This window comes from Sphingopyxis sp. J-6 (assembly GCF_046603995.1).
In the GTDB taxonomy this organism is placed as follows: domain Bacteria; phylum Pseudomonadota; class Alphaproteobacteria; order Sphingomonadales; family Sphingomonadaceae; genus Sphingopyxis.
The window spans coordinates 2,166,454-2,190,994 of the sequence record NZ_CP145810.1 but is presented as its reverse complement, the minus strand read 5'-3'; the positions used below and the strand labels follow the sequence as shown (position 1 = coordinate 2,190,994).

Here is a 24,541-nt window from a genome sequence, read left to right as displayed (position 1 = left end):
CGGGGCACTCACCGCGATGGAAAGGGGGAAAACCATAGCGGCGTGCAACTTATTTAGGGTGTAATGCGCCGCGTTACAAGAAGAAGCAGCGTAAAATCTTCAATAAGAGAAGAAATTGGTCGGGGAGAGAGGATTCGAACCTCCGGCCCCTGCCTCCCGAAGACAGTGCTCTACCAGGCTGAGCTACTCCCCGACCGATCTGCGCGCCGACCGGGGTCGCCGCGAAGGCAGGGCGGTCCTCTAGACGCGCAATCTGCGAACTTCAAGCGTCAATCGGCACATTCGGCGCGATTGCCGTTTCTACAGTAATTCTGCACGGCGGAAGCTGAAATGACCGCTCTCGACGAAAATCAGATGATCGACCAGCTCGATGTCCAGCGTGCGCAGGAAAAGCGCCGCTTCCTGCGTGCAGCGGCGGTCGGCGTCGCTCGGCCGGGCGATGCCCGAGGGGTGGTTGTGCGCCATCAGGACGCGGACGACGCCGCTGCACAGCAAGCCGCGCCAGCTTTGCGGATAGATGATGCAGCGGCCGCTGCGGTCGCCTTCTGCCTGTTCCAGCCGCACCAGCCGCTCGTAACCGTCGAATCCGGCCAGCAGGAGCATTTCGCGGTCGGGCGGGAAATGCGGGCGCAGCAGCTCGCACGCGATACCGTCCTCGGATTGGCGCGCGACAAATCCGGGCGGCGCCAGCGGATCGAGCCGTTGGCCGACGGGCTCATGAAGGGTCATTTCCGTGACCATGCATGCCAAGCGGCAAAGTCCAACCGCGGGCCGCGCCATATCGGATATATGGAAGCGATGGCGTTCGCCGCGCCCTTGTCGCTCACCCGCGCGAAGCCTAGCAAAGAGCTTCCAGACCCGGGAGCGACTCTTGCCTGATTCCATCCATTATGAGCTGCAATATCTCGACCTGATGCGCCGCATCTGGGTGGAGGGCGACGAACGCGTCGATCGTACCGGCGTCGGTACGCGGTCGCTGTTCGGCGAGACGATGCGATTCTCGCTGCGCGATGACGCGATTCCGCTGCTGACGACCAAGCGCGTCTATTGGAAGACCGCGCTCCGCGAACTGCTATGGTTCCTGACCGGCGACACCAATATCCGGCCGCTGGTCGCGCAGGGGGTGCGGATCTGGACCGACTGGCCGCTCGAAAAATATCGCCGCGAAACGGGCGAAGCGATCAGTGCCGAGGATTTCGAGGCGCGGGTGATCGCCGACGAAGCCTTTGCGACGCAATGGGGCGATTTGGGCCCGGTCTATGGTCACCAGTGGGTCAACTGGCCGCGCTACGAGGCGGCAGGCGAGGGGCTTTTTCGCCGCGCGGCGCAGGGGCACAATCAGATTGCGGCACTGGTCGACGGGTTGCGAAACAATCCGGGCTCGCGGCGGCATATCTTTACCGGATGGAATGTCGCCGATCTGGACCGGATGGCACTGCCGCCCTGTCATATGACTTATCAGTTCCATGTCCGCAGCGACGGCGGGCTGTCGTGCCTGCTCTTTCAGCGTTCGTGCGACCTCGGCCTCGGCTTCGCCTTCAACGTGTTCGAGGCGGCGCTGCTGACGCGGATGATCGCGCAGCAATGCGATCTCACCGCGCACGAGCTCGTCTGGACCGGCGGCGACGTCCATCTTTACTTCAACCATCAGGAGCTGGTGGAGCAGCAGCTGTCGCGCGTCCCCGATGGGGCGCCGAAGCTGCGCATCCTGCGCCGGCCGGACAGTATTTTCGACTATAAATTCGAGGATTTCACCGTCGAATCCTATGCGCCGCAAGCGCATATTCCCGCGCCCGTCGCCGTGTGAGGGGGGCATTGCAAAGCCTTCGTGTCGGTAATAATATGTCGTCACGTTGAAATATTAATAAACGGAGCGATGATTCGCTCCGCGAAGGGATGAAGAGATGACCGAGACGCCTCCCAAGGCGAATTTGGGGCGCCCGGCGAGCAACCTGCCGCCGCTGTCGCTCCATATTCCCGAACCGCGCTATCGCCCCGGCGACACGCCCGATTTCGGCGATATCGCAATCCCCGCGGTCGACGCGACGCCGCGCCCCGGCGAAGCAACCAAGCCCGACGCGATGCGCGATCTTTGCTACGGACTGGTCCGGGTGCTCGATTTCGACGGACAGGCGAAGGGCCAGTGGGATCCGAAGCTGACGCCCGACCGTCTGCGCGCGATGCTGCGCTATATGATGCTCGTCCGTGCGTTTGACGACCGGATGTTCCGCGCCCAGCGGCAGGGCAAGACCAGCTTTTACATGAAATCGACGGGCGAGGAGGCGACCTCGGTCGCTTCGACGATGGCGATCGACCGGTCGGACATGTGTTTCCCGAGCTATCGCCAGCAGGGCATCCTGATCGTGCGCGACTATCCGCTGATCCAGATGATGAACCAGATCTACTCGAACCGCGGCGATCATCTGCTCGGCCGCCAGTTGCCGATCATGTATTCGGCGCCGGAACATGGATTTTTCAGCATCTCGGGTAATCTCGCGACGCAATATCCGCAGGCGGTGGGCTGGGCGATGGCTTCGGCGTCGAAGGGCGACAGCCGGATCGCCACCGTGTGGTGCGGCGAAGGTTCGTCGGCGGAAGGCGACTTCCACTCGGCGCTGACTTTCGCGACCGTCTATAATGCGCCGGTCATCTTCAACGTCGTCAACAACCAGTGGGCGATTTCCAGCTTCTCCGGTTTTGCTGGCGGCGAACGAACGACCTTCGCGGCGCGTGCGGTCGGTTACGGCATTGCCGGGCTGCGCGTCGACGGCAACGATCCGCTCGCAGTCTATGCGGCGACGCAATGGGCGGCCGACCGCGCCCGGACGAACAACGGCCCGACACTGATCGAACATTTCACCTATCGTAGCGAAGGCCATAGCACGTCGGACGACCCCAGCGCCTATCGCCCCGCCGACGAAGCGACCGCATGGCCGTTCGGCGACCCGATCGCGCGCCTCGCCCAGCATCTCGAGACGCTCGGCGAATGGGATGGCGAACGTCAGGAAGCGCTGCGCAAGGAACTCGACGACCTGGTCAAGACGACGCAGAAGCAGTCGGAAAAGCTCGGAATATTGGGCCACGGCATGCACCAGCCGTTCGAAACCATGTTCCAGGACGTGTTCGAGGAGATGCCCTGGCACCTCAAGGAACAAAGCAAGCAGATGCTGGCAGAACAAGAGGCCAAGTTCGGCCCCAACTGGAAGCCCGAATGATGAGCGCCGACACCAATACCATGGCGGGCACCGCCACCAAGACGATGAACATGATCGAGGCGATCAACAGCGCCATGGACGTCATGCTCGGCCGCGACGACAAGATGGTCGTGATGGGCGAGGACGTCGGCTTTTTCGGCGGCGTTTTCCGCGCCACCGCGGGGCTGCAGAAAAAACACGGCAAGACCCGGGTGTTCGACACGCCGATCAACGAATGCGGCATCATCGGCGTCGCGGTCGGCATGGGCGCCTATGGCCTGCGCCCGGTCCCCGAGATCCAGTTCGCCGACTATATCTACCCCGGCCTCGATCAGCTCGTCAGCGAAGCGGCGCGGCTGCGTTATCGCTCGGCGGGCGACTTCATCTGTCCGATGACCGTGCGGACCCCGTTCGGCGGCGGTATTTTCGGCGGCCAGACGCATAGCCAGTCGCCCGAAAGCATCATGACCCACATCTGCGGGGTCAAGACGGTGATCCCGTCGAACCCCTATGATGCCAAGGGTCTGCTGATCGCGGCGATCGAGGATAACGACCCCGTCGTCTTCCTTGAACCCAAGCGCATCTACAACGGCCCGTTCAGCGGCTATTACGACCGCCCGGTCGAGCCTTGGTCGAAGCATGAAGCGAGCGCGGTTCCCGAGGATTATTACCGCATCGAACTCGGCAAGGCGGCGACGGTTCGCACCGGCGAGGCGCTGACTATCCTCGCCTATGGCACGATGGTCCATGTGACCAAGACGATCGTCGAGGAAATGGGCATCGACGCCGAAATCATCGACCTGCGCACGCTGCTGCCGCTCGACATCGAAGCGATCGAAACCTCGGTGAAAAAGACCGGCCGCTGCCTGATCATCCACGAAGCGACGCGTACCTCCGGCTTCGGCGCGGAGCTTGCGGCGCTGGTCCAGGAGCGCTGCTTCTATCATCTCGAGGCGCCGGTCGAACGCGTGACCGGGTTCGACACGCCTTATCCGCATAGCCTCGAATGGGCCTATTTCCCCGGCCCGGTGCGCATTGCGACTGCGCTGACCAATATCTTGAAGGACTGACGCCATGGCCCGCTATTCATTCCGTCTGCCCGACATCGGCGAAGGCATCGCCGAGGCCGAAATCGTCGCCTGGCACGTCAAGATCGGCGAGCGCGTCGAGGAAGACGCCCAGCTTGCCGACATGATGACCGACAAGGCGACCGTCGAAATGGAATCGCCCGTTTCGGGGATCGTCGTCGAACTCGCGGGCGAGGTCGGCGACCTGATCGCGATCGGTTCGACGCTCGCGGTGATCGAAACCGATGGTGACGGCGACGTTGAGGCGCCGCCGGCCGATACGCCGGTCGAGGAAGCGATCGAAGCCGAGACACCCGGTGCTGAAGAGATTTCGGTGGCGGAAGTCGCCGAACCCGCTCCGGCTCCGGCCCCTGTTGCGGCAGCACCGGCTCCCGCTCCCGCGCCGGCACCTGCGCCCGCTGCTGCTCACGCCAAGGCCGTGCTGGCCTCGCCCGCGGTTCGCGCGCGCGCCAAGGATCTCGGTGTCGATCTCGGACAGGTTCACGCCGAGGGCGATCGCATCCGTCACGCCGACCTCGACGCCTTCCTGCGCTACAGCGGCGGGCAGGGCTATCATGCGCCGGGCGCCTCGCGCGCCCGCACCGACGAACCGATCAAGGTCATCGGCATGCGTCGCAAGATCGCCGAGAATATGGCGGCGTCGAAGCGCGCAATCCCGCACTTCACCTATGTCGAGGAAATGGACGTCACCGCGCTCGAAGACATGCGCGCCGACCTCAACGCCAATCGCGGCGGCCGTCCGAAGCTGACGATGCTGCCGTTTCTGATCGTCGCGATCTGCCGCACGATCCCGCAGTTCCCGATGATCAACGCGCGCTACGACGACGAGGGCGGCGTGGTGACGCGCTACGGCGCGGTGCATCTTGGCATGGCGACGCAGACCGATGCCGGCCTGATGGTCCCGGTAATCCGCGACGCGCAGGACAAGAATGTCTGGCAACTTGCGAGCGAAATCACCCGTCTCGCCGAGGCTGCGCGCACCGGCAAGGCGAAGGTCGAGGAACTGACCGGCGGCACGTTGACCGTGACCTCGCTCGGCCCGCTCGGCGGGATTGCGACGACGCCGGTGATCAACCGCCCCGAAGTCGCGATCATCGGCCCGAACAAGATCGTCGAGCGCCCCGTGTTCGACGGCGACGAAATCCGCAGGGCAAAGCTGATGAACCTGTCGATCAGTTGCGACCATCGCGTCGTCGATGGCTGGGACGCCGCCAGCTATGTGCAGGCGCTGAAGAAGCTGATCGAAACGCCGGTCCTGCTGTTCGCGGATTGAAAATCCTCGTCATTGCGAGGAGCTTAGCGACGAAGCAATCTCAAGCAGACGGACTTACGGGCCGTTAGCTGGAGATTGCTTCGCTTCGCTCGCAATGACGGAGCAACTTACAGCCCCAGCCCCTGAAAGCTCGTCTGGTCGAATTTCAGCTTGAAGGTGACATAGGCGCCCGACCGCGAATAGCGCGCATCCTCGAAATCGCGGTCGTGGAAGCCGGCGAAGTTGTAGCCGAAGGTGATGTTGGCGTTTTTCATCGGCGCCAGCGTCACGGTCGGCCCGCCGGCCCAGCTCACCGTGTCGGCGCCGGTGCCGACCCGTACGGTGCCCGACGCGCCGACATCGACATGTTCACCGAGATTGAAGCGGAAGTCGGCGCCGATCAGGTTTGACCAGCCCCCAACACTGTCCGCGTCATCGTCCTCGCCGAATTTGTCGAAATTATAGCGGGTTCCCCAGAAAAAGCCGAATTCGGCGCGTTCATACCAGCCGTCGCCGCTGCCGATCCCGCGGTCGCCGAGCGGGTTCCAGTTCAGCGACAGGCTGTTGAGCAGGCGGCGGCTCGTCGCGTCGCCGTCGATCGTCAGCGCGCCGCCACCGATCGGACCGGGCTGTCCGGCGACGGCATCGCGTACCTTGTCCGAACGGAACTCGCTCTTGTTGAGCCACGAGATCCGCGATTCGGCGGGGCGATGGGCCCAGCTCATCTCGAAATTGATGACCTCGGTCGTTGGCGTCGTGCCGCTGCCGCTCGCCTTGGCATAGGTGAAGAGCGCGCCGAGCGCCCGGCCTTCGCCGAGCTGGCGGAGACCGCCGAGGGTCAATCCGTAGCGATCGGCGAGTTCGCCGTCGCGATATTCGGCGCGGCCCGTCAGCGTCCAGCGGTCGGCGCGATAGGTGGCGCCGGTGCTGATCGCCAGGAAATCCTCGGTCAGCGTTCCATTGCCGCCAAGGAAGCCGCCCGATGCGACGGGGTGATCGACATTGAGCACGTCCTTGGCGCGGATGCCGCCGAGCGTCCGGTTGCCGTCGACCGACAAATCGACCGACCAGCGCTCGCCGAGCTTCAGCGACTGCGACAGGCCATAGGCGGCAAAGCTGCGCGGGCCATATTCGCCGATATCCTGCTGGTTGGCCGTGGCGAGCAGACGTGCTCCCGCCCACGGCGCGAGATCGAAGCCCAGCCGCGCCGTGCGCGCCTCGATCGTATCGCCGTCGGCGATCTCATAGCTGCCGACGAGATTGACGTCGCGGCTGATCGCAAAGCGGGCGCCGAGGCGATGGCGGGTCGGGAAATCGACACTGGCGTCCTTGCCGCCCAGCGCGAATTCGGTCTGGGCATCGAGTTCGAGCCGCTTGCCCATCAGACGCTGGGTGGCGCCGAGTTGGACAAGGTTCGATGTGTTGCGCGTGCCATCCGACAGGCGATCGTCGGCATGGGTCAGGCCGGCGCGCGCGACCGTGGTACCATTGTCATATTCGGCGAGAACACGCGCGGCGCGGCGGCGCGAGCCGACGTCGAGATAATCTTCCTGCCAGGCACTGCCCGTAACCGACAAGGTCTTGGTCGCCCCCAGCCGGGCGTCGACGCCGAATTTGCGCGTGCCATCCTCGCCGCGATTGAGCTGCCCGGCGCCGAAGCCCGTCTCGCGCTCGCGGACATAGGCAAGGACGTCCATCTTGCTGCTGTGGTGCTCGGCTTCGACCAGCCACGCCTTCGCGCTCCCCGTCGTGGCGGTCGGGCTGCCATTCTGCGCCTTGACATCGCTGATCGCCATTTCGGCGCGGATTTCGGTATCGATCCCGGGGCGATAACGGGCGTCGACGCCGCCGAGATTCGTCTTGGCGTTGCCATCCTCGTCGTGGATGAGCGTTGCGCCGACGCGCAGCTTTTCGTCGTTCGACGACAAGCTGATGCGGCCGCCCGCGTTGAGCACGCGCTGGCCGATCCCGTCGACCTCATATTCGGCGACGATGAACTGCGGGTCGAGCCCCGATGAGCGGCTGAGCACCGGCTCGCGGAAGCGGAGCGTCCCCGCCAGATAGTCGATGTCGTAATCGACATGCCGGGTCAGCGAGACGGTTTCGACGATCCGTTCGCTATGCAGCCGGTCGCGCGTTTCGATGATGATCCGCTCGCTGTTCGGCAATATGTCCCTGGCGCCGAGCTGGTACGGCCCGGTCAGTCCGTTGCCCTGAATTTCGTCGCGGCGGAAGCGATAGGGGGTGTCGGCGACGAAGGCGGTCGCGGCGAGATTGCGGCCGCGATATTCCGCCTTGCCGCCATTCAGTGCGCGCTGGTAGCGGGCGAGTTGGGGCTCCGAAATGCCGGTCTCGATATCGCCGAACATCGCATAGAATTGCGGGCGCTCAAGCCGCAGATAGAGCTTGCGCACCGACGCCGCGTCGTACCGCGTCTCGTTACGGTCGGCGTAGATGGTGTAATAGGCGCGCGGGTCGATCACGCCGCCGAAGCGCGCTTCGTCCTGATCCTTGTCGCTGTCATAGGCGAGCGTCATCAGCCATTTGCCGCGCACCCGGCCCTTGGCATAGAGCGCCAGCCGCGCGTCGGCGTTGAGATCGTCGAGCGTTTCGGCGACGGGCTCCATCCGGTCGTCGAGCGTGTTGTAGCCGATCGTGCCCGCGGCGAAGCCGACGACGGTCCACGGCCGGTCGCCCGGATCGAGCCAGGTTTCGACGGTCTGCTTGCGCTCGATCTTGTCGTCGCGGAAGGTGAAGTCCATCGCCAGCGTGCCCGACGCCGTCGTCGGTTCGAGTTCGATATAGGCGACGCCGTCGTCGCCATCGATCTTCCACACCGGCCGCGCGCGTTCGAGCCCCGACAACTGCCGCGCCTGCTGCGCATCGGCCTCAACCGCCGGATAATAGGGCGCCGGGACGCTGAAATCGCCGGTCAGTCCGCTGCGCACCGGCTTGCCGTCGCGGTCGGTCAGGCGGACGGCGATAACGGGCCGCGTCACGCCGTCGGCGATCAGCACCGAACGTTCGCGGATCAGCGTCGCGCGCATCGGCGTGATCGAATAATGGACGCTGCGTTCGAGCGTCTCGACCGTGGCGCCGGCGGCGTCCTTTACCTCGGCGGAAAGGCGATTCTCGCCGTCGCCGATTTCGATGCCGCGCCACATGCTGACGATGACGCTGCCGTCGGCCGACTTGCGTTCGCCTTCATAGCTGAGATCGCTGACCGGCTTGCCGTCGACGCGCAAGGTGACGGTCTGCCCCGGCAGATGCTTGACGACGGCGCGCACCGACTTGGCGCGCGGGTTATGATCGGTGCCGGGGAAGACCCAGCCGGTGCCCGGCGTCTCGCCCGCTAGCCAGTCGCGGTTCGCACCGGCGGCGTCCTGATCGCTGAGGACGGTCGGCGCGACGGTGGCAGCGGTCTTGGGCGCAGCGCGCGGGGCGCTGGCGATGGCGCGGAAGTCGGCGCGTTTCAGCGCGCCGCCGCGGCCTTCGACGAAGCGCGAGATCGGGCTGCCCGCGCTCTGCGTCGAGCGCGCGCAGTCGACCGCCTCGCGGTCGAGTGGCAACGTCGAGGGATCGATCTGCACGACATGCAGGCCCGGACGCACGCCTTCGAAATGATAGCGGCCGCCTTCGTCGGTGACGGCGTAGCTGCCGTCCTGCAGCATGACCCGGACGCCCGGGATTCCATTCGCCTTGCCGGGGTCGACGCCGCAGCCTCCGTCGGTAATGCGCCCGATGATCGTCATCCGGTCGCCGAGCTGGTCGCGTTTGATCGATATCGTCGCCTCGGCGATATTGCTCTGCGTTCCGCGGTTGTCGGTGGCGGTGGCGCGGTTGAGCGCATTGCCGGGCTGCGCAGAAACGACGACCTCTGCAAGATAGGTGAGCAGCGCCGAACGCCCCGCAGCAATGCCGGGCAGGGCGACCGAAAATTCGCGGCCGTTCGCGGCGACATCGGCGGTAACCAGCACGCCGTCGACGCGCACCGTATCGGCACGCAGGCGCATCCCGGCGGGCAGCACGTCGCTGACCGTCACAGCACCGGTACGCAGGCGGGTGTCGCGGTTGGCGACCTCGATGCGATACTGGATCACGTCGCCGGGCACCGCGACCTGCGTCGAGGTCGTCTTGCGCAGCACCAGCGGCAGGCCCGGCTGGTCGACGGGGATATCGACGCGGACCGGCGCGGGACTGTCGAGCGTGAAGGGCGAGCCATAGCTCGCGCCGCTGATCACGAACGGCAGGCCGTCGTCAGGGCGGCGCAGGCCGGCGAGGTCGGCGGGGCTCGACTTCGACGGTGCGGTATAGGGCGCCGGCGGCTCGACGACGAGACGGTAGGTGCCCGGCGCGACGAACGGGAAGCGATAGTCGCCGGGCGGGAAATCATAGGTCGTGCCGCCCGAATCGCGGACGCTCTGGCCGGTGATGACGCTGGACGGATAGGCCGAGACGCCATCGTCGCCGAACACCTGCGCCGGCCGGCCGGTCGCCGCGTCGATGATCGTCACCCGGCTGCCCGCGACCGGCGCGCCGTCGCCGCTGTCGAAGACGATGCCGAACGGGTCGACGAGGAAATCGAGCGTCGCGAGCGCGACGAGGCTGGCGTCGGCGCGGTCGGTGACCTGCATCCGCACGGGCGAGCCGGGGGTCACCGACAGGCGGCAATCGCCCGCGACGATCGCGGGCGGAACGCCGATCGTGTTGATGATGCCGACGAATTCGCCGCTGTTCGCCGCCGTTTCGGTGAGCGTGATCTGTTCGCGATCGCCATTTTCGAGCGCGAGCGTGACGGGCAGCGTGTCGCGTAGCCGTGGATCGTGATTTGCCGAGGCAAGAGTGACGCCGACGACGACGACTTCGCCGGCGCGGAAGCTGTCGCTGCTTTGCAGGGCGGCGGGGCTGGTCGCGATCCCGGCATAGGGCCCGGCAAGGTCGATGCGCCTTGTCCCCTCGGCGCCCTCGCATTGCGTCGGAGCCAGCGGGGCCGCTTTCGCTCCGGTTTCGCCGAGGCGATAGGTCGTGATCCGGGGCGGCTCGGGCGGGCGCTCGCGCACGGTCAAATCGACGCGATTCGACAGCACCTCGCCCGTGCCGCCACTCCACGAGGCGGACGCGGTGTTGGAAATGACCTGCGCGCGCGCGCCCGTCGCAGGCAGCAGCGCTGCCGCGACCAGGGCGGTCACGAGGCCGAAATATTTGGTCGAGAGCGCCATCGCAGCCCCGAAGGGAGCAGCGGTCCCCGGATCGGTCCGGGGTTATCCGCTGCTCCGTCCGTTTCCGATCAGTTGACCGTGGCCTGGAAGACGAGCGTCAGCGTCTGCCCCGCCGCGACCGTCGCGAGCGACCCCGACACGACCGGCGCCGCATAGCTGCCCCCCGCCGTCCCGTTGAAATCACATGTGCTGCCGGTGACGGTGCCATTGAGCTTGATCGTACCGGCAACAAAGGTGAGCTGGGTCGGCACGCTGTCGGTAATGTTGACCGGCGAGGCGGCGGCACCGCCGGCCGCATTGGCGACCGCGATGCAATATTCGACGACGGCGCCGGGGATCAGCTTCGGGTTGCTCGTCAGGTTGACCGGGTCCGAAACGACGCGGCTGGTCTTGGTGACCGTCAGCGTCGCCGTTTTCACCGTATAATCGTCGTCGTCGCTGTGCGAGCCATCGCGCGCGCCGTCGGCGACGCCCGCTGCGTCGGCGAACACCGTGTCCTTGCCGGCGGTGTTGGCGCCGGTGGTCTGGGCGATGACCGCCCCCGGCGAACCGGCCGTACCGCCCTCGGCCGCGGTAGCGGTCAGGCGGATGCCGGCGACGGCGTTGGTGGCGAGACCGGCCGGAATATCGGCAAGCACGAACAGCCGGATCGATGCGTCGATGCCGACCTCGTCGGCATAGGTGACGAGCGCGTCGCCCACATCCCAGCTTCCGACCGTCCCCGTGGTCGGATTGTCGCGATAAATGCGGACATTGCTGACGGTGAACGAGTCAGTGCCGCCATGCGCCGCCGTGCCACCGGTGATCTGCGACACTGCCAGCGCGAAATCGAGCACTTCGTTCGTCTTGTTGGTCAGGCGAAAGGTCGTGATCGCGCCGGTTTCGCCCGGCGACACTTCGGTTGTCGTCGTGCCATCCTCTTCGACGAGCAGTTCGACCCTGCGGTCGACCATGATCGTGTTCGATGCGTTCTGTGAACCCTGTGAAATGCCGCCGACCTGGTAATTGACGGTGGCGGTATTGGTGATCTGGGTACCCGCGGTCGTCCCCGCCGCGGCGAATGCCGGGGCGGCAGCGACGCATGAGAACGCCGCCAGACCAATGGTGCCCATATAAGTCAGCTTGCTGGTCATAGCTGAGCTCCTAGGCTTTGGTTGGTCGCCTGTTCCCCACCGCTGGCGACCGTTAAGCGGCTTATTTCATATGGTTATTTGACAACCCCCCGGAACATGAGCTTGCCGCTCGCGCCGGCGGGAATGGGTTTCTGGAAGGCCCAGCGGATGTGCGTGACATCGGCGGGCTGCGCCGCGCGGCGGGTGCCGTCGGCCTGCTGGATCGTCAGTTCGCCAAGTTGCCCCCACCCGCGGCCGCCATCGACCGAGACGAGAGGATGCGTGTCGCCCGCATCGGCGAAGCGAACCGCCGAGGGCAGCGGGTTGGTGATGACGAACTTGTCGGCCGCCTGCGCGCCGGCGTTGCGATAGTTGAGCACGAAGACGAGCCGGTCGCCCGGAACCACGACCTTCGGTTCCTCAAGCAGCACGCGCTGCTTGCCGGCGGGGTCGGTCGTCACCCGTTCGATGAACACGCTGTTGTCGAGCGCGACCTGGTTGGCGGCAAGCGCCTGACCCGGCAGCAGCGCGGCGAGCAGCAAAAGGAAGGCGGTACGCATACGCATCTCCATCAATCGATTATGGCTTTGAAAGTGACCGTTCGGGTCTGGCCGCCCGCGACGGTGCCCAGCGCGACGGCGACCTTGGTGCCGTCGTAACTGCCCGCATCGCTGTCGGCCGCGTCGGACAGCGCGGTGGTGCCGAGCCTGATCGAACCCGCGACATAGCTCGTATTGGCCGGCACATTGTCCGAGATGGTGAGGCCGTTCAGCGAGCCGCTGCCCGCCGTCGTCGCGGTGATCGTATAGGTGATCGTTGCACCGGGAACGGGTTCGGCGCCGCCGAAGGGATCGACGACGACTGCCGATTTGACGAGCGTCACCGTCGCCGCCGAGACGCGGAAGGCGCCATTATCCTGGCCGTCGGCGCGGGTCGAGCCGACGACGGCGTCGCCGCCGCCTTCGCCCTTGCCGGCAAAGCTCGTCCCCGGATTACCGGTTCCGGTCTGCGCTGCGGCGACGAGGCTGACGATACCGCGATCGCCGTCGCTGACCGTCGACGGGGTCGTTGCGATCACGAAAACGGTGATGCTTTCGTCGGGATCGAGCACCGGATTGTTGCTGCCCGGCGTGTAGAGTGTGTCGGTGCCGGCGTCGAAAACGCCGTCGCCGTTGTCGAGATAGATCTGGGTGACGGTCGGATTATACTGGTCGCCGCCGCCGTTCGCGATCGTGCTGAGCACGAAGGCTTCCTCGCCGTTGCCGTTGTTGGTCACCGAAAAGGTCAGGACCTGGTTGGTCGCGCCCGGGGTCGTCGGGACGTCGGCCGGGTTGCTCGAATCGACGGTGACGTCGAGCAGTTCGTCGACGAGCAGGTCGACCTTGTTCGAATCGATTGTCTGCGTCCCGCCGCCATTGTCGAAGCTGGCGCTGGCGGTGTTGCTGATCGTCGAGCCGGCCCGGGTGCCGGCGGCGTGCGCATGCATCGGCAGCGCAAGCGCAGCGAGCAGGGCGATGACTGAACAGGAGGTTATGCGAAGCCGATGCTGCGCGCCCCCCACAGGCGCTTTCATCATGACAATATTGACTCCAAATGGCTGGTCCGGAGCCTGTCATGACGGCGAAAGGGTAATTTCTGGTTAAATTGCCGGTAGGAATCAGTGTTCTGGCCCAGATGAGGACAGAAGATGCCGCATCGGGTCGCGGCAGCGAGCCGCTGGCGTGCGGGATCAAGCTCGCGTAAGACGGGCGAACGGAACAAAAAGGGAGTGACGGGGCGTGGCCGAGGACAGGGGGAGGAAGGAGGCACGCCAGCCGCGCGCCAATCCCCTGCATCAGATCGAGATCGACGATTTCCGCCGCGACCGCCTGCTCGCGGCGCTGGCGCTGATATTGGGCGCCGGCTTTTGCCTCGGGCTGCCGTTCGCCTTGCAGGCGGGCGCCGAATTCTTCCTGCCGCTGACCGCCGCGATCGTCATCGCGATCGCGCTGGTGCCGCTCCTCGAATGGCTCGAGCGTCGCGGCGTGCCGTCGGCGCTCGCGTCGTTCCTGTCGCTCTCGGCGTTCCTGATGATCGTCAATGCGGCGCTGGCGATCATCGTCGTGCCGGCGACGGGATGGTTCGCGCGGCTGCCCGAATCGATCCCGCGTATCCAGAGCAACCTTGCGCCGCTGATCGATTTTTATTCGACGCTGCAGAAATTCGTCGACCGGACGCTGACCTCGGTCGCGACGGGGACGGAGGCGACCGCGCAAGCTGTTGCAGCGACTGCGCCGACATCGGTGGTCGATTATTTCATCACGTCGGCACCGTCGGCGGCGATCCAGCTCTTCTTCGCGGTGCTGGTGATCTTCTTTTTCCTCGCCGGCTGGACGCGGCTGCGGCGCGGGACGATTCGCCGGCGCGGCAGCTTCGACGGGGCGATGCAGACCGCGCGCGTGATCCAGAATGTCGTCGATGCGACGGCGGATTATCTGGCGACGATCACGATGATCAACGCGATCCTCGGGCTGATCGTTTCCCTCCTGCTATGGGCGCTCGGCATGCCGTCGCCGTTCATGTGGGGCGGGATCGTCACAATCTGCAATTTCGTGCCTTATCTGGGACCGATCGTTGCCGCGGTGCTGCTCGCGCTCGGCGGTCTGATGACCTTCGATGCGGTGGGGCTGGCGCTGCTTCCCGCGCTGATCTTTGTCGGCGTCCATCTCGTCGAGGCGAATCTGGTGACGCCGCTGGTGCTCGGCAAGCGGCTCACGGTGAATCCGCTGCTGATCCTGGTGTCGCTGAGCTTCTGGGGATGGGTGTGGGGAACCCCGGGCGCGCTGCTCGCCGTGCCGCTCTTGCTGATCCTGCAGACGATCCTGCACTCGACCGGAACGCCCGATCTCGCGGGTTTCCTGTTCGAGCACGGCACGCTTACGACGACCGACGACGTGCGCGACCGATTAAATCGCACCAACGGCGAAAGCGACGGTTGACAGGGTGGAGCGCGGCGCATATTGGCGCCTCTCCCAAGCACACGCGGGTGTAGCTCAGTTGGTTAGAGTGCCGGCCTGTCACGCCGGAGGTCGCGGGTTCGAGCCCCGTCACTCGCGCCATTTCCTTCATTTTCGGAAGGGGATGGCCACCGCAGCTTGGGACTTTCCAACATCGGAATGTTACGGGATGGCGCGGCGCTTCAGCCGCGCCGCCGCCCCAACTCCATCCAGCGGAGCAGGGGCTTCAGCGGCATGATCCAGATCACCCCGGTGACCAGATAGAAGACCGCCTGGACGAGCACCGGCCAGGTGCCGACCCACGGCGACAGGCTGACGATGATCGCGGCCCATACGGCAATCAGCAACAGGATCAGGAACATGCCTGCCGGCTTGCGCCAGGTCGGCTGATGCTGGTCCCCGACGGGGTTTTGGCGATCCTGATTCACAAACGGTCTCCACAGACGATAAATTCTTGTTCGGTCAACACCGCGTCGAGCGCGATGTCGGTCGATTCGCGCGGCACGGCATCGACTTCCTGCACTGACCAGGCAACACCGATCCGCAAGGCGGCCGGATGAGCCGCAAAATAGCGGTCGTAATGGCCGCCCCCCTGACCGATTCGGCCGCCGTGCCGATCGAATCCGACCAACGGGCAAAAGATGATGTCGGGAAGCGCCGAAGGGGCGTCGTCAACCGGCTGCCGGGTGCCCCAAGGCCCCTTCGCCAGCGTCTCGCCCGGCTTCCAGCGCCGAAAATCCATCGTTTCGATGCGTGCGGCGTGGTGTGGCAGGGCAAGGGCGCCTGCTTCGCCGATCACCGCGAACATCGGTATCACATCGGGCTCGTCACCCCATGCGGCATAGGCGCCGACGACGGCGTGGTCGGCGAGGAGACTGGCGAGTGGAGCAGGGAGCGCGCGAAAAGCCGCAAGCTGTGCGATGTCGTCAAGATTCGCCGCAAAATGGCGGCGCCGGAAGCGCAGCTTTTCCCGCAACTGCTGCTTTTGAAGGGGCAGGTCGGCGGACAAGTCGGTCAACGCCTCCTCTGGACTTCGGTAGCGGTTGGCGGGACCGCCGTGGTCGTTTGCCGGAAAATCCTCTGACGCCAGTAACGTCAGGTGGGGACCATATACGTCGGACCAGGGTCCGGGCAGGGACAGCCCCCTTGGATGATGTATCGCCTCAGGGATATTCGCAGCGGCTCGTGCCGGGCAGTGCCCGCCGTCCCCTATGTAGGGGTGCGGGGGCTGAGCCTCAAGGGGTTTGCACTGCGCGGGGCGTCAGGGGATCTGCTCGACCTTGACCGCCAGCGCTTCGATCCGGTCGGCGATCTGGGCCAGCGCGCGATCATGCGTCGGGCTCGCTGCTGCGGGCGCCGGGGCGGCCGATGCCGCCTGCCGCAGGCTTTCGAGTTCCTTCAGGGCCGCCTGTTCGCGCGCCAATGCTTCGCGCAGTTCGTCGCGTGCCGTGGCTTCGCGGCTCTCGGCAAGCGCCACAGCGGCGCGGAGCGAATCGGATTGCGGTTCGGCCTTTTCGACCTTCGCGCGCGCTTCCTGCGTTTCGTCGGCGAGCATCAGCGCGGCGAAGAGCAATTGGCGAACCTCGGTCCCGCCCTGGATTTCACGGGCTTTTTCATCGACGAGCGCCGCGAGTTGCAAGAGCTGCGACTCTTGTCCGTCGGCGCAATGGACGTCGTAAGGGCGTCCGGCGACGGTGAGTTTGACATCAGCCATGTTTCGCCTCCGCGATCAGCCGGTCGAGTTCGCCGATCACCGCGGCAACCTCGGCTTTCAGGCCGCTCTGATCGCTTGCGGCCGCGAGCAACGGCGCGGGAGGGCGGTTCGCCTGTTCGGTGAGAGCCTTTTCGAGACGGCTGAGCGCGCGTTCGATCCGGCCGATGGCCAGGCTGGATTCGTCGAGATCGAGTTCCATGCCCAAGGGGTAGCAGCGTGACTTCGGGCGCGCAATCGCCTCTCGGCGCCGAAATAGCCGCGATTTTGTGCCGCTGGCGGTTGACTCCTGCCCCCACCCCCGCAAAGGGCTGTCCCCACCGAATCCGGCCATCCCATAATCCATCCCCGGGGGAAAAATGACACTACCCGACCGCCAACTCGCCAACGCCATCCGCGCGCTTGCGATGGACGCCGTACAGGCCGCAAACAGCGGCCATCCGGGGATGCCGATGGGCATGGCCGATGTCGCGACGGTGCTTTATTCGGATTATCTGAAGTTCGACCCGGCCGATCCCAAATGGGCCGATCGCGACCGATTCGTTCTGTCGGCAGGGCACGGGTCGATGCTCGCTTATGCGACGCTGCATCTCGCCGGCTATGCGCGCCCGACGATCGACGATATCCGCAATTTCCGCCAATTGCACAGCCCGTGCGCCGGGCATCCGGAGAATTTCGAGCTCGAAGGCATCGAGACAACCACCGGACCGCTCGGGCAGGGGCTCGCGACCGCGGTCGGCATGGCGATCGCCGAACGCCATCTCAACGCGCTTTACGGCGACGATCTGGTCGACCATCGCACTTGGGTGATCGCCGGCGACGGCTGCCTGATGGAGGGCATCAACCACGAAGCCATCGGCCTAGCCGGGCATCTGGGGCTCGGTCGCCTTGTCGTGCTTTGGGACGATAACAAGATCACGATCGACGGATCGACCGACCTGTCGACGAGCGAGGACGTCAAGGCCCGCTACGCCGCGACCGGCTGGCATGTCGAGAGCTGCGACGGGCATGATCCGGCGGATATCCGCCGCGCGATCGATGCGGCGATCGCCGACAGCCGCCCGTCGCTGATCGCGTGCCGTACGCTGATCGGCTTCGGCGCCCCGAACAAGCAGGGGACGTCGGCGACCCATGGCTCGCCGCTCGGTGCCGACGAAATCGCCGCGACGCGCACGAATATCGGCTGGACCGCCGAGCCCTTCGTCATCCCGGCCGACATCGCCGCTGCGTGGGCAGCGTTCGGAGAGAAGGGCAAAAAACTTCATGCCGAGTGGAATGATCGCCTTGCAAGCAGCGATAAGAAAAGTGAATTTTCTGAACGACTGAGCGGCAACTTCGTTCCGGGGGATGCCTTCAAGGCCTATCTGGACGGGCTGGTCGCCGAACCGCCGAAGGTCGCGACGCGCAAGGCTTCTGAAAATACGCTGACCGCGCTGACGGCCGATATTGCCGCGCTCGTCGGCGGCAGCGCCGACCTCACCGGTTCGAACAATACCAAAACATCATCGACCAAGCCGTTGACCAAGGCCGATTATTCGGGGCGCTATATCTATTATGGCATCCGCGAGTTTGGCATGGCCGCGGCGATGAACGGCATGGCGCTGCACGGCGGCGTCGTCCCCTATGGCGGTACTTTCCTCGTGTTCGCCGATTATTGCCGCGCCGCGATCCGCCTCTCGGCGCTCCAGAAGCAGCGCGTCGTCTATGTCATGACGCACGATAGCATCGGTCTCGGCGAGGACGGCCCGACGCACCAGCCGATCGAGCATCTCCAGTCGTTGCGCGCAATGCCGAACCTGCTCGTGATGCGCCCCGCCGATGCGGTCGAGACCGCCGAATGCTGGGCGCTGGCGCTGGCGCAAGGCGATCGTCCGTCGCTGCTCGCGCTGACCCGCCAGAATCTCGCGCCGCTGCGCCATGACGTCACGGAAAATCTTTCCGCCAAGGGCGGTTACCGCCTCCGCGCCGCTTCCGCCGGACGCAAGGTCGTGCTGGTGGCAACGGGCTCCGAGGTGTCGCTGGCGATCGATATCGCCGACAAGCTCGAAGCCGCGGGCCAAGGCGCCGATGTCGTTTCGATGGTCTCGACCGAATTGTTCGACGAACAGACTGCCGCCTATCAGGCCGATATCCTGCCCGACGACGCGCTGATCGTTTCGATCGAGGCAGGCACGACCTTTGGGTGGGAGCGGTATACGGGGCGCCATGGCCTTCGGTTTGGCATCGACAGCTTCGGCGCGTCGGCGCCGATCGATGATCTCTATGCGCATTTCGGCCTGACCGTCGACGCGATCACCCCCCAGATTCTGGCAAAGCTCGGCAATTAAGGACCGGCTGGCCCCTCCGCAGAAAGGATTTTCGACATGGCAGTGAAGGTTGCAATCAATGGTTTCGGACGCATCGGCCGCAATGTGGCGCGCGCCATTTTGGAGCGGAACGACCATGATCTCGAACTCGTGTCGATCAACGATCTGGCCGACGCCAAGGCGAATGCCCGCCTGTTCCAGCGCGATTCGGTCCATGGCCCGTTCAACGGCACCGTCGAAGTCGACGGCAACGACCTGATCGTCAACGGCAAGCGCATCCAGGTAACCGCCGAGCGCGATCCCGCCAAGCTGCCCCACGCCGCCAACGGCATCGACATCGCGCTGGAATGCACGGGCTTTTTCACCGACCGCAAGGGCGGGCAGGCGCATCTCGACGCCGGCGCCAAGCGCGTGCTGATTTCGGCCCCCGCCAAGGAAGTCGACCTGACCGTCGTCTATGGGGTGAACCACGACAAGATCGGCGCCGAGCATGTGATCGTCTCGAACGCGTCGTGCACCACCAACTGCCTCGCGCCGATGGCCAAGGTGCTGCACGAGAAGATCGGCATCGAGCGCGGCCTGATGACCACGATCCACGCTTACACCAACGACCAGAAGATCCTCGACCAGATCCACTCGGATCCGCGCCGCGCCCGCGCGGCCGCGATGTCGATGATCCCGACCAGCACCGGTGCGGCGGTTGCCGTCGGCCTCGTCCTGCCCGAACTCAAGGGCAAGCTCGACGGCTCGTCGATCCGCGTCCCGACCCCCAATGTCTCGGTCGTCGACCTGACCTTTACGCCCAGCCGCGACACGACCGCCGAAGAGGTCAACAAGCTGCTGAAGGAAGCCGCCGAAGGCGAGCTCAAGGGTGTGCTCGGCTTCACCGACGAGCCGCTGGTCTCGATCGATTTCAACCATGATGCGCACAGCTCGACCATCGACAGCCTTGAAACCGCGGTGATCGACGGCAAGCTGGTGCGCGTGCTGAGCTGGTACGACAATGAATGGGGCTTCTCGAACCGCATGATCGACACGGCGGGCGTGATCGCCAAGTTCCTCTGAGCCGGAAGGAAACAGCGATGACCGCGTTCAAGACCCTCGACGACATCGGCGACGTTGCCGGCAAGAAAGTGCTGGTGCGCGTCGACCTGAATGTCCCGATGATCGACGGCGCGGTCGGTGACAAGACGCGGATCGAGGCAGCGATGCCGACGATCCGCGAACTGTCGGACAAGGGCGCCATCGTCCTGCTCCTCGCGCATTTCGGCCGCCCGAAGGGCGCAAAGAACCCGACGCAATCGCTGAGCCTCGTCATGGGCGGGGTCGAGGACGTGCTCGGCCACTCGGTGATGTATATCCCCGAATGCGTCGGCGAGGGCGCCAAGGCGGGCGTCGCGGTGCTCGCCCCCGGCGACGTCGCGGTGCTGGAAAACACCCGCTTCAATCCCGGCGAAGAAAAGAACGATCCGGCCTTCGCCGACGCGCTGGCCGAGATCGGCGACCTTTATGTCAACGACGCCTTTTCGGCGGCACATCGCGCGCATGGGTCGACCGAAGGCGTCGCACGGCGGCTCCCCGCCTATGCCGGGCGCGCGATGGAAGCCGAACTGAAGGCGCTCGACGCCGCGCTCGGCAATCCGGCGCATCCGGTTGCGGCCGTCGTCGGCGGGGCGAAGGTGTCGAGCAAGATCGACGTGCTGCGCAACCTTGTCGGCAAGGTCGACCACCTGATTATCGGCGGCGGCATGGCCAACACCTTCCTCGCCGCGCGCGGGGTCGATGTCGGCAAGTCGCTGTGCGAGCATGACCTGGTCGACACCGCCAATGCGATCTTCGACGCCGCCGACGCGGCGGGCTGTACGATCCACCTGCCGTACGACGTTGTGGTGGCGAAGCAATTCGCGCCGAACCCGCCGAACCGGACCGTCAATGTCCATGAGGTCGCCGCCGACGAGATGATCCTCGACGTCGGTCCGGCCGCGGTCGAAGCGCTTGCCGACGTGCTCAAAAACTGCCGCACCCTCGTCTGGAATGGTCCGCTCGGCGCGTTCGAGACCCCGCCGTTCGATACCGCCACGGTGGCGCTGGCGAAGACCGCGGCGGCGCTGACCCGCGAAGGGTCGCTGATCTCGGTTGCCGGGGGCGGCGATACGGTTGCCGCGCTCAACCACGCCGGGGTCGCCGGCGATTTTACCTTTGTCTCGACCGCGGGTGGCGCCTTCCTCGAATGGATGGAAGGCAAGCCTTTGCCGGGCGTGGAGGCGCTGCTGCAATGACGGCGCAGGTGGTCGGCCTTTTCGACACGCCCATCGTCGTCGATGAGCTGCCGAACGCCGCCGCCGTCAACGCCGCGCTCAAGCCGCTGATCCTCGCTCGCCGCGCCGAAGGGCCCGGGGTGAACATCTCCAACATCGGCGGCTGGCAGTCGGAGCATGACGTCGCTGCCTGGGGCGGCGAGCCGCTGCAGCATCTGCTCCGTCACATTTTCGCGCTCGCCGAGGCGCATTGCGTCGACATCGTCTCGCCGGGGGCGGCGCGCCATCGCTGGGCCAGCGACATCTGGGCCAATGTCTCGCCGCCGCAGGCGTCGAACCAGATGCACACCCATCCGGGCGCCTATTGGTCGGCGGTTTATTATGTCGACGATGGCGGCCAGCCCGACGGCGCGACCGGCGGTGAATTGATCATCGAAGACCCGCGGATGCCGATGATCCTGATGACGATGCCCAATTTGCGGCTGCGCAGCGCGAATGGCGCGGTGCACGAGCCGCAACTGAAGATGAAGGTGCGGAGCGGACGGATCATCATGTTTCCGTCGTGGCTGAACCATGGCGTGATGCCGCATCAGGGGACGCGCGAGCGTATTTCGATCGCGATCAACCTGCTGGCGGTGCCGATAAACCCGGCTTGAGAGAGCCACTTTCGCGGCGCATTTGCATCCTTTCGCGAGGGTCGCTATGCGCGCCACCACATACGTATGCAACGAACCGGAGACGTTATGACCACCGCCAATGCCGACATGCTGAACCAGATCAAATCGGGGCAGGGCTTTATCGCCGCGCTCGACCAGAGCGGTGGTTCGACGCCCAAGGCACTGAAGGGCTATGGCATCGACGAAGACGCCTTTTCGAACGATGAGGAAATGTTCGGGCTGATCCACGCGATGCGCAGCCGCATCGTCACGTCGCCCTGCTTCAACGGCGAAAAGGTGATCGGCGCGATCCTGTTCGAACGCACGATGGACGGCGATGCCGACGGCAAGCCGGTACCCGCGCTGCTGTGGGAACGCGGCGTCGTGCCGTTCCTGAAAGTCGACAAGGGTCTCGAAGCCGAAGAAAACGGCGTCCAGTTGATGAAGGCCAACCCCGATCTCGACACCCTGTGCGCGCGTGCGGTCGCCAAGGGGGTGTTCGGGACCAAGATGCGCAGCGTCGTCAATCTGGCCAATGCCGCGGGGATCAAGGCGATCGTCGAGCAGCAGTTCGCCGAAGCGAAGCGCATCGCCGCCCACGGGCTGGTGCCGATCATCGAGCCCGAAGTGAACATCAAGAGCGCCGACCGCGACGGCGCCGACCGCCTGCTCCTTGCGGAAACGCTGGCGGCGCTCGAAGCCTGGGACGGCGCGCCGGTCATGCTCAAGCTGTCGCTGCCGACCGAAGCCGGTCTGTTCCAGCCGCTCGTCGATCATCCGAAGGTGCTGCGCGTCGTCGCGCTGTCGGGCGGCTTTGCGCGCCCCGAAGCCTGCGCCGAACTGGCGAAGAACCCGGGTATCATCGCAAGCTTCAGCCGTGCGCTGCTCGAAGACCTGCGTCACCAGATGGACGACGCTGAATTCGACAAGTCGCTCGGCGGCGCGATCGACGAGATCCACGCGGCTTCGGTCGCCTGATGCGATGAAGGGCGGTTGGCAGGCCGTCGACGACTATATCGCCGGGACGCTTCTCGGCGACGACGACGGGCTTGCCGCCGCTCTCGCTAACAATGCCGCCGAAGGGCTGCCGCCGATCGACGTGTCGGCGGCGCAGGGCAAGATGCTATACCTGCTCGCCGAGATGGCGGGGGCGCGGCGTATTCTCGAAGTCGGGACGCTCGGCGGCTATTCGACGATCTGGCTGGCGCGGGCGCTGCCCGACGACGGGCGGCTGGTGACGCTGGAGCTCGAACCGCATCACGCCGCGGTGGCGCGCGCCAATCTGGAGCGGGCGGGAGTTTCGGCGAAGGTCGATATCCGTGTCGGCGCCGCGAGCCAAAGCCTTGCCGCGATGGTCGACGAACCACCGTTCGACCTTGTCTTCATCGACGCCGACAAGCAGAGCAATGTCCACTATGTCGCCGAAGCGGTCCGCCTCGGCCGCCCGGGTACGACGATCATCGTCGACAATGTGGTGCGCGAAGGCGGGGTGCTGGAAGCCGGGAGCGACGACGAGCGGATCATCGGCACGCGCGCGCTGTTCGACATGCTCGCGGCCGACAAGCGGCTCGACGCGACCGCGGTGCAGACCGTGGGGGCGAAGGGCTGGGACGGGTTCGTGCTGGCGCGGGTGCGCTAAAGCCCGCCCGCAAAGCGGAACGAGAAGCGATAATCTTCGGGCCTGATCGTCACGTCGGTGCGCTTTTCCGGCCGTACCGATTCGAGCGTGATGCTGCCGTCGGCCAGCGGCGTCGCTTCGCCGAGCGTCACTTCGAACGGCTGTTTTTCGCCGGTTGGTCGGAGCCACAGCATCTTCAGCTTGACCCGCCCCGCCCAGATGCAGCGGGCGTTCATCGGGCAGCGGCTGTCCTCGATTACCGCGACTGGCTGGATCACCGGGCCGTCGGCATAGGCGCGCTGGCCGAGCGCGACATTATCGGTATCCGGAAGCGGGGTTTGCTGGCCGGAGGCTGCACACGCCGACAGGGCGAGTGCGGCGAGGACGGCGGTGGCGGCGAGGCGGGGTGCGTTCTGCATTTGCCGGAGATTGGCGCCGCCGCTATGAACCCGCCATGACCACGCCGAACTGCCAGCTTTACCTGATCTCGCCGCTCGATGTCGGCGGCGATTTTCCTTCGAAACTGGAGGCGGCGCTGTCCGCAGGGCCGGTCGCGGCGTTCCAGTTTCGCGTCAAGGGCATCGACCAGCACGAAGCGGCGCGGCTCGCCGAGCCGCTGCAGGCGATTTGCGCGGCGCACGAGGTGGCCTTCATCGTCAACGACGATGTCGCGCTGGCCAAGCGGCTCGGCGCCGACGGCGTGCATCTGGGGCAGGGCGACGGCGATCCGAAAGAAGCGCGCCGCTTGCTTGGGCCGAATGCGCAGATCGGTGTGACCTGCCACGCCAGCCGCCACCTCGCTATGGAGGCGGGCGATGCGGGGGCCGACTATGTTGCCTTCGGTGCCTTTTTCCCGACGACGACCAAGGCGGTCGAGCATCGTGCCGAGCCGGAAATCCTCGAATGGTGGCAGGGATTGTTCGAACTGCCGTGCGTCGCGATCGGCGGCATCACCCCCGGCAATGCGGCGATATTGATCGAGGCGGGGGCCGATTTCCTCGCCGTTTCGGGCGCTGTGTGGAACGATCCCGACGGACCTGCGGCCGCGGTCAAACGGTTCGAAAAGCTGCTTGCGGGATGAACCGCCCGCGATTCCGTGCGTTGGAAAAGCATGTCCAACGACAGGAATTG

22 protein-coding genes and 2 tRNA genes are annotated in these 24,541 nt (G+C 65.5%); 13 read left to right on the top strand and 11 right to left on the bottom strand.

The window, feature by feature from the left end; translation table 11 throughout:
• Nucleotides 1-116: 116 nt before the first annotated feature.
• Nucleotides 117-193, bottom strand: a tRNA-Pro gene (locus tag V6U71_RS10515).
• A 107-nt stretch (nucleotides 194-300) separates the two neighbouring features.
• A complete protein-coding gene (locus tag V6U71_RS10510) occupies nucleotides 301-729 on the bottom strand; it encodes a JAB domain-containing protein (RefSeq protein WP_411342182.1) in 429 nt (142 codons plus the stop codon).
• A gap of 184 nt (nucleotides 730-913) precedes the next feature.
• Here V6U71_RS10510 and thyA point away from each other — a divergent pair, with 184 nt between their 5' ends.
• From thyA to V6U71_RS10490, 4 genes are all read left to right on the top strand, one after another.
• The gene (gene thyA / locus V6U71_RS10505) at nucleotides 914-1,807 is read left to right on the top strand and encodes a thymidylate synthase (RefSeq protein WP_411342343.1); all 894 of its coding nucleotides are present in this window, start codon (nucleotides 914-916) and stop codon (nucleotides 1,805-1,807) included.
• Between the two features lie 97 nt (nucleotides 1,808-1,904).
• Nucleotides 1,905-3,215 carry a 3-methyl-2-oxobutanoate dehydrogenase (2-methylpropanoyl-transferring) subunit alpha gene (locus V6U71_RS10500; protein WP_411342181.1) on the top strand — a complete coding sequence of 437 codons (1,311 nt, stop codon included), beginning with the start codon at nucleotides 1,905-1,907 and terminating at the stop codon, nucleotides 3,213-3,215.
• A gap of 44 nt (nucleotides 3,216-3,259) precedes the next feature.
• The gene (locus V6U71_RS10495; protein WP_411342342.1) at nucleotides 3,260-4,264 is read left to right on the top strand and encodes an alpha-ketoacid dehydrogenase subunit beta; all 1,005 of its coding nucleotides are present in this window, start codon (nucleotides 3,260-3,262) and stop codon (nucleotides 4,262-4,264) included.
• Nucleotides 4,265-4,268: 4 nt separating this feature from the next.
• The gene (locus V6U71_RS10490; RefSeq protein ID WP_411342180.1) at nucleotides 4,269-5,555 is read left to right on the top strand and encodes a dihydrolipoamide acetyltransferase family protein; all 1,287 of its coding nucleotides are present in this window, start codon (nucleotides 4,269-4,271) and stop codon (nucleotides 5,553-5,555) included.
• 107 nt (nucleotides 5,556-5,662) lie between these two features.
• On the opposite strand, the gene V6U71_RS10485 is transcribed toward V6U71_RS10490, so the two are convergent.
• The 4 genes from V6U71_RS10485 to V6U71_RS10470 all read right to left on the bottom strand — a co-directional run bounded on the left by V6U71_RS10485 (nucleotide 5,663) and on the right by V6U71_RS10470 (nucleotide 13,351).
• Entirely contained in the window at nucleotides 5,663-10,753 is a 5,091-nt protein-coding gene (locus V6U71_RS10485) for a hypothetical protein (protein WP_411342179.1), read from the bottom strand.
• A gap of 68 nt (nucleotides 10,754-10,821) precedes the next feature.
• Nucleotides 10,822-11,886, bottom strand: coding sequence for a hypothetical protein (locus tag V6U71_RS10480; protein ID WP_411342178.1), 1,065 nt, complete (start codon nucleotides 11,884-11,886; stop codon nucleotides 10,822-10,824).
• Nucleotides 11,887-11,960: 74 nt separating this feature from the next.
• Nucleotides 11,961-12,425, bottom strand: a complete 465-nt coding sequence (locus V6U71_RS10475) for a hypothetical protein (protein WP_411342177.1) — start codon at nucleotides 12,423-12,425, stop codon at nucleotides 11,961-11,963.
• Between the two features lie 11 nt (nucleotides 12,426-12,436).
• Nucleotides 12,437-13,351 (bottom strand): hypothetical protein, encoded by a 915-nt coding sequence (locus tag V6U71_RS10470; protein ID WP_411342176.1) that lies wholly within the window; start codon nucleotides 13,349-13,351, stop codon nucleotides 12,437-12,439.
• Nucleotides 13,352-13,643: 292 nt separating this feature from the next.
• Between V6U71_RS10470 and V6U71_RS10465 the strand changes: the two genes are divergently transcribed.
• Nucleotides 13,644-14,843, top strand: a complete 1,200-nt coding sequence (locus V6U71_RS10465; RefSeq protein WP_173585647.1) for an AI-2E family transporter — start codon at nucleotides 13,644-13,646, stop codon at nucleotides 14,841-14,843.
• 43 nt (nucleotides 14,844-14,886) lie between these two features.
• Nucleotides 14,887-14,963, top strand: a tRNA-Asp gene (locus tag V6U71_RS10460).
• Nucleotides 14,964-15,043: 80 nt separating this feature from the next.
• Here the strand turns inward: V6U71_RS10460 and V6U71_RS10455 are convergent.
• From V6U71_RS10455 to V6U71_RS10440, 4 genes are all read right to left on the bottom strand, one after another.
• Entirely contained in the window at nucleotides 15,044-15,223 is a 180-nt protein-coding gene (locus V6U71_RS10455; RefSeq protein WP_411342341.1) for a DUF2842 domain-containing protein, read from the bottom strand.
• Nucleotides 15,224-15,285: 62 nt separating this feature from the next.
• Nucleotides 15,286-15,870: a 5-formyltetrahydrofolate cyclo-ligase gene (locus V6U71_RS10450; protein ID WP_411342175.1), complete on the bottom strand. Its 585-nt coding sequence runs from the start codon at nucleotides 15,868-15,870 to the stop codon at nucleotides 15,286-15,288.
• A 252-nt stretch (nucleotides 15,871-16,122) separates the two neighbouring features.
• Complete coding sequence (locus V6U71_RS10445) at nucleotides 16,123-16,575, bottom strand: cell division protein ZapA (protein WP_411342174.1); 453 nt, start codon at nucleotides 16,573-16,575, stop codon at nucleotides 16,123-16,125.
• Nucleotides 16,568-16,774, bottom strand: a complete 207-nt coding sequence (locus V6U71_RS10440; RefSeq protein WP_054587910.1) for a hypothetical protein — start codon at nucleotides 16,772-16,774, stop codon at nucleotides 16,568-16,570. Before V6U71_RS10440 ends, V6U71_RS10445 begins: the two co-directional genes overlap by 8 nt.
• A gap of 157 nt (nucleotides 16,775-16,931) precedes the next feature.
• Here V6U71_RS10440 and tkt point away from each other — a divergent pair, with 157 nt between their 5' ends.
• The 6 genes from tkt to V6U71_RS10410 all read left to right on the top strand — a co-directional run bounded on the left by tkt (nucleotide 16,932) and on the right by V6U71_RS10410 (nucleotide 23,431).
• The gene (gene tkt, locus V6U71_RS10435) at nucleotides 16,932-18,899 is read left to right on the top strand and encodes a transketolase (protein WP_411342173.1); all 1,968 of its coding nucleotides are present in this window, start codon (nucleotides 16,932-16,934) and stop codon (nucleotides 18,897-18,899) included.
• A 36-nt stretch (nucleotides 18,900-18,935) separates the two neighbouring features.
• A complete protein-coding gene (gene gap, locus V6U71_RS10430; RefSeq protein ID WP_054727329.1) occupies nucleotides 18,936-19,943 on the top strand; it encodes a type I glyceraldehyde-3-phosphate dehydrogenase in 1,008 nt (335 codons plus the stop codon).
• Between the two features lie 17 nt (nucleotides 19,944-19,960).
• On the top strand, nucleotides 19,961-21,157 hold the full coding sequence (locus tag V6U71_RS10425) for a phosphoglycerate kinase (protein WP_411342172.1): 1,197 nt from the start codon (nucleotides 19,961-19,963) through the stop codon (nucleotides 21,155-21,157).
• Nucleotides 21,154-21,792, top strand: a complete 639-nt coding sequence (locus tag V6U71_RS10420; RefSeq protein ID WP_411342171.1) for a TIGR02466 family protein — start codon at nucleotides 21,154-21,156, stop codon at nucleotides 21,790-21,792. The genes V6U71_RS10425 and V6U71_RS10420 overlap by 4 nt, the downstream gene beginning before the upstream one ends.
• An 87-nt stretch (nucleotides 21,793-21,879) precedes the next feature.
• The gene (locus V6U71_RS10415) at nucleotides 21,880-22,770 is read left to right on the top strand and encodes a fructose bisphosphate aldolase (protein WP_411342170.1); all 891 of its coding nucleotides are present in this window, start codon (nucleotides 21,880-21,882) and stop codon (nucleotides 22,768-22,770) included.
• A gap of 4 nt (nucleotides 22,771-22,774) precedes the next feature.
• Nucleotides 22,775-23,431 (top strand): O-methyltransferase, encoded by a 657-nt coding sequence (locus V6U71_RS10410; RefSeq protein WP_411342169.1) that lies wholly within the window; start codon nucleotides 22,775-22,777, stop codon nucleotides 23,429-23,431.
• Here the strand turns inward: V6U71_RS10410 and V6U71_RS10405 are convergent.
• Nucleotides 23,428-23,829: a hypothetical protein gene (locus tag V6U71_RS10405; protein ID WP_411342168.1), complete on the bottom strand. Its 402-nt coding sequence runs from the start codon at nucleotides 23,827-23,829 to the stop codon at nucleotides 23,428-23,430. The two genes, V6U71_RS10410 and V6U71_RS10405, sit on opposite strands and share 4 nt — an antisense overlap.
• 35 nt (nucleotides 23,830-23,864) lie before the next feature.
• Here V6U71_RS10405 and thiE point away from each other — a divergent pair, with 35 nt between their 5' ends.
• Nucleotides 23,865-24,491, top strand: a complete 627-nt coding sequence (gene thiE, locus V6U71_RS10400; protein ID WP_411342167.1) for a thiamine phosphate synthase — start codon at nucleotides 23,865-23,867, stop codon at nucleotides 24,489-24,491.
• Nucleotides 24,492-24,541: the final 50 nt, after the last annotated feature.

Excerpts from the sequence above, each read along its gene's own strand:
- V6U71_RS10510 (WP_411342182.1), bottom strand. The coding sequence starts at position 729 with ATGACCCTTCATGAGCCCGTCGGCCAACGGCTCGATCCGCTGGCGCCG.
- thyA (WP_411342343.1), top strand. The coding sequence starts at position 914 with ATGCGCCGCATCTGGGTGGAGGGCGACGAACGCGTCGATCGTACCGGC.
- V6U71_RS10500 (WP_411342181.1), top strand. The coding sequence starts at position 1,905 with ATGACCGAGACGCCTCCCAAGGCGAATTTGGGGCGCCCGGCGAGCAAC.
- V6U71_RS10495 (WP_411342342.1), top strand. The coding sequence starts at position 3,260 with ATGAACATGATCGAGGCGATCAACAGCGCCATGGACGTCATGCTCGGC.
- V6U71_RS10490 (WP_411342180.1), top strand. The coding sequence starts at position 4,269 with ATGGCCCGCTATTCATTCCGTCTGCCCGACATCGGCGAAGGCATCGCC.
- V6U71_RS10485 (WP_411342179.1), bottom strand. The coding sequence starts at position 10,753 with ATGGCGCTCTCGACCAAATATTTCGGCCTCGTGACCGCCCTGGTCGCG.
- V6U71_RS10480 (WP_411342178.1), bottom strand. The coding sequence starts at position 11,886 with ATGACCAGCAAGCTGACTTATATGGGCACCATTGGTCTGGCGGCGTTC.
- V6U71_RS10475 (WP_411342177.1), bottom strand. The coding sequence starts at position 12,425 with ATGCGTACCGCCTTCCTTTTGCTGCTCGCCGCGCTGCTGCCGGGTCAG.
- V6U71_RS10470 (WP_411342176.1), bottom strand. The coding sequence starts at position 13,351 with ATGCATGCGCACGCCGCCGGCACCCGGGCCGGCTCGACGATCAGCAAC.
- V6U71_RS10455 (WP_411342341.1), bottom strand. The coding sequence starts at position 15,223 with ATGTTCCTGATCCTGTTGCTGATTGCCGTATGGGCCGCGATCATCGTC.
- V6U71_RS10445 (WP_411342174.1), bottom strand. The coding sequence starts at position 16,575 with ATGGCTGATGTCAAACTCACCGTCGCCGGACGCCCTTACGACGTCCAT.
- V6U71_RS10440 (WP_054587910.1), bottom strand. The coding sequence starts at position 16,774 with ATGGAACTCGATCTCGACGAATCCAGCCTGGCCATCGGCCGGATCGAA.
- tkt (WP_411342173.1), top strand. The coding sequence starts at position 16,932 with ATGACACTACCCGACCGCCAACTCGCCAACGCCATCCGCGCGCTTGCG.
- gap (WP_054727329.1), top strand. The coding sequence starts at position 18,936 with ATGGCAGTGAAGGTTGCAATCAATGGTTTCGGACGCATCGGCCGCAAT.
- V6U71_RS10425 (WP_411342172.1), top strand. The coding sequence starts at position 19,961 with ATGACCGCGTTCAAGACCCTCGACGACATCGGCGACGTTGCCGGCAAG.
- V6U71_RS10420 (WP_411342171.1), top strand. The coding sequence starts at position 21,154 with ATGACGGCGCAGGTGGTCGGCCTTTTCGACACGCCCATCGTCGTCGAT.
- V6U71_RS10415 (WP_411342170.1), top strand. The coding sequence starts at position 21,880 with ATGACCACCGCCAATGCCGACATGCTGAACCAGATCAAATCGGGGCAG.
- V6U71_RS10410 (WP_411342169.1), top strand. The coding sequence starts at position 22,775 with ATGAAGGGCGGTTGGCAGGCCGTCGACGACTATATCGCCGGGACGCTT.
- V6U71_RS10405 (WP_411342168.1), bottom strand. The coding sequence starts at position 23,829 with ATGCAGAACGCACCCCGCCTCGCCGCCACCGCCGTCCTCGCCGCACTC.
- thiE (WP_411342167.1), top strand. The coding sequence starts at position 23,865 with ATGACCACGCCGAACTGCCAGCTTTACCTGATCTCGCCGCTCGATGTC.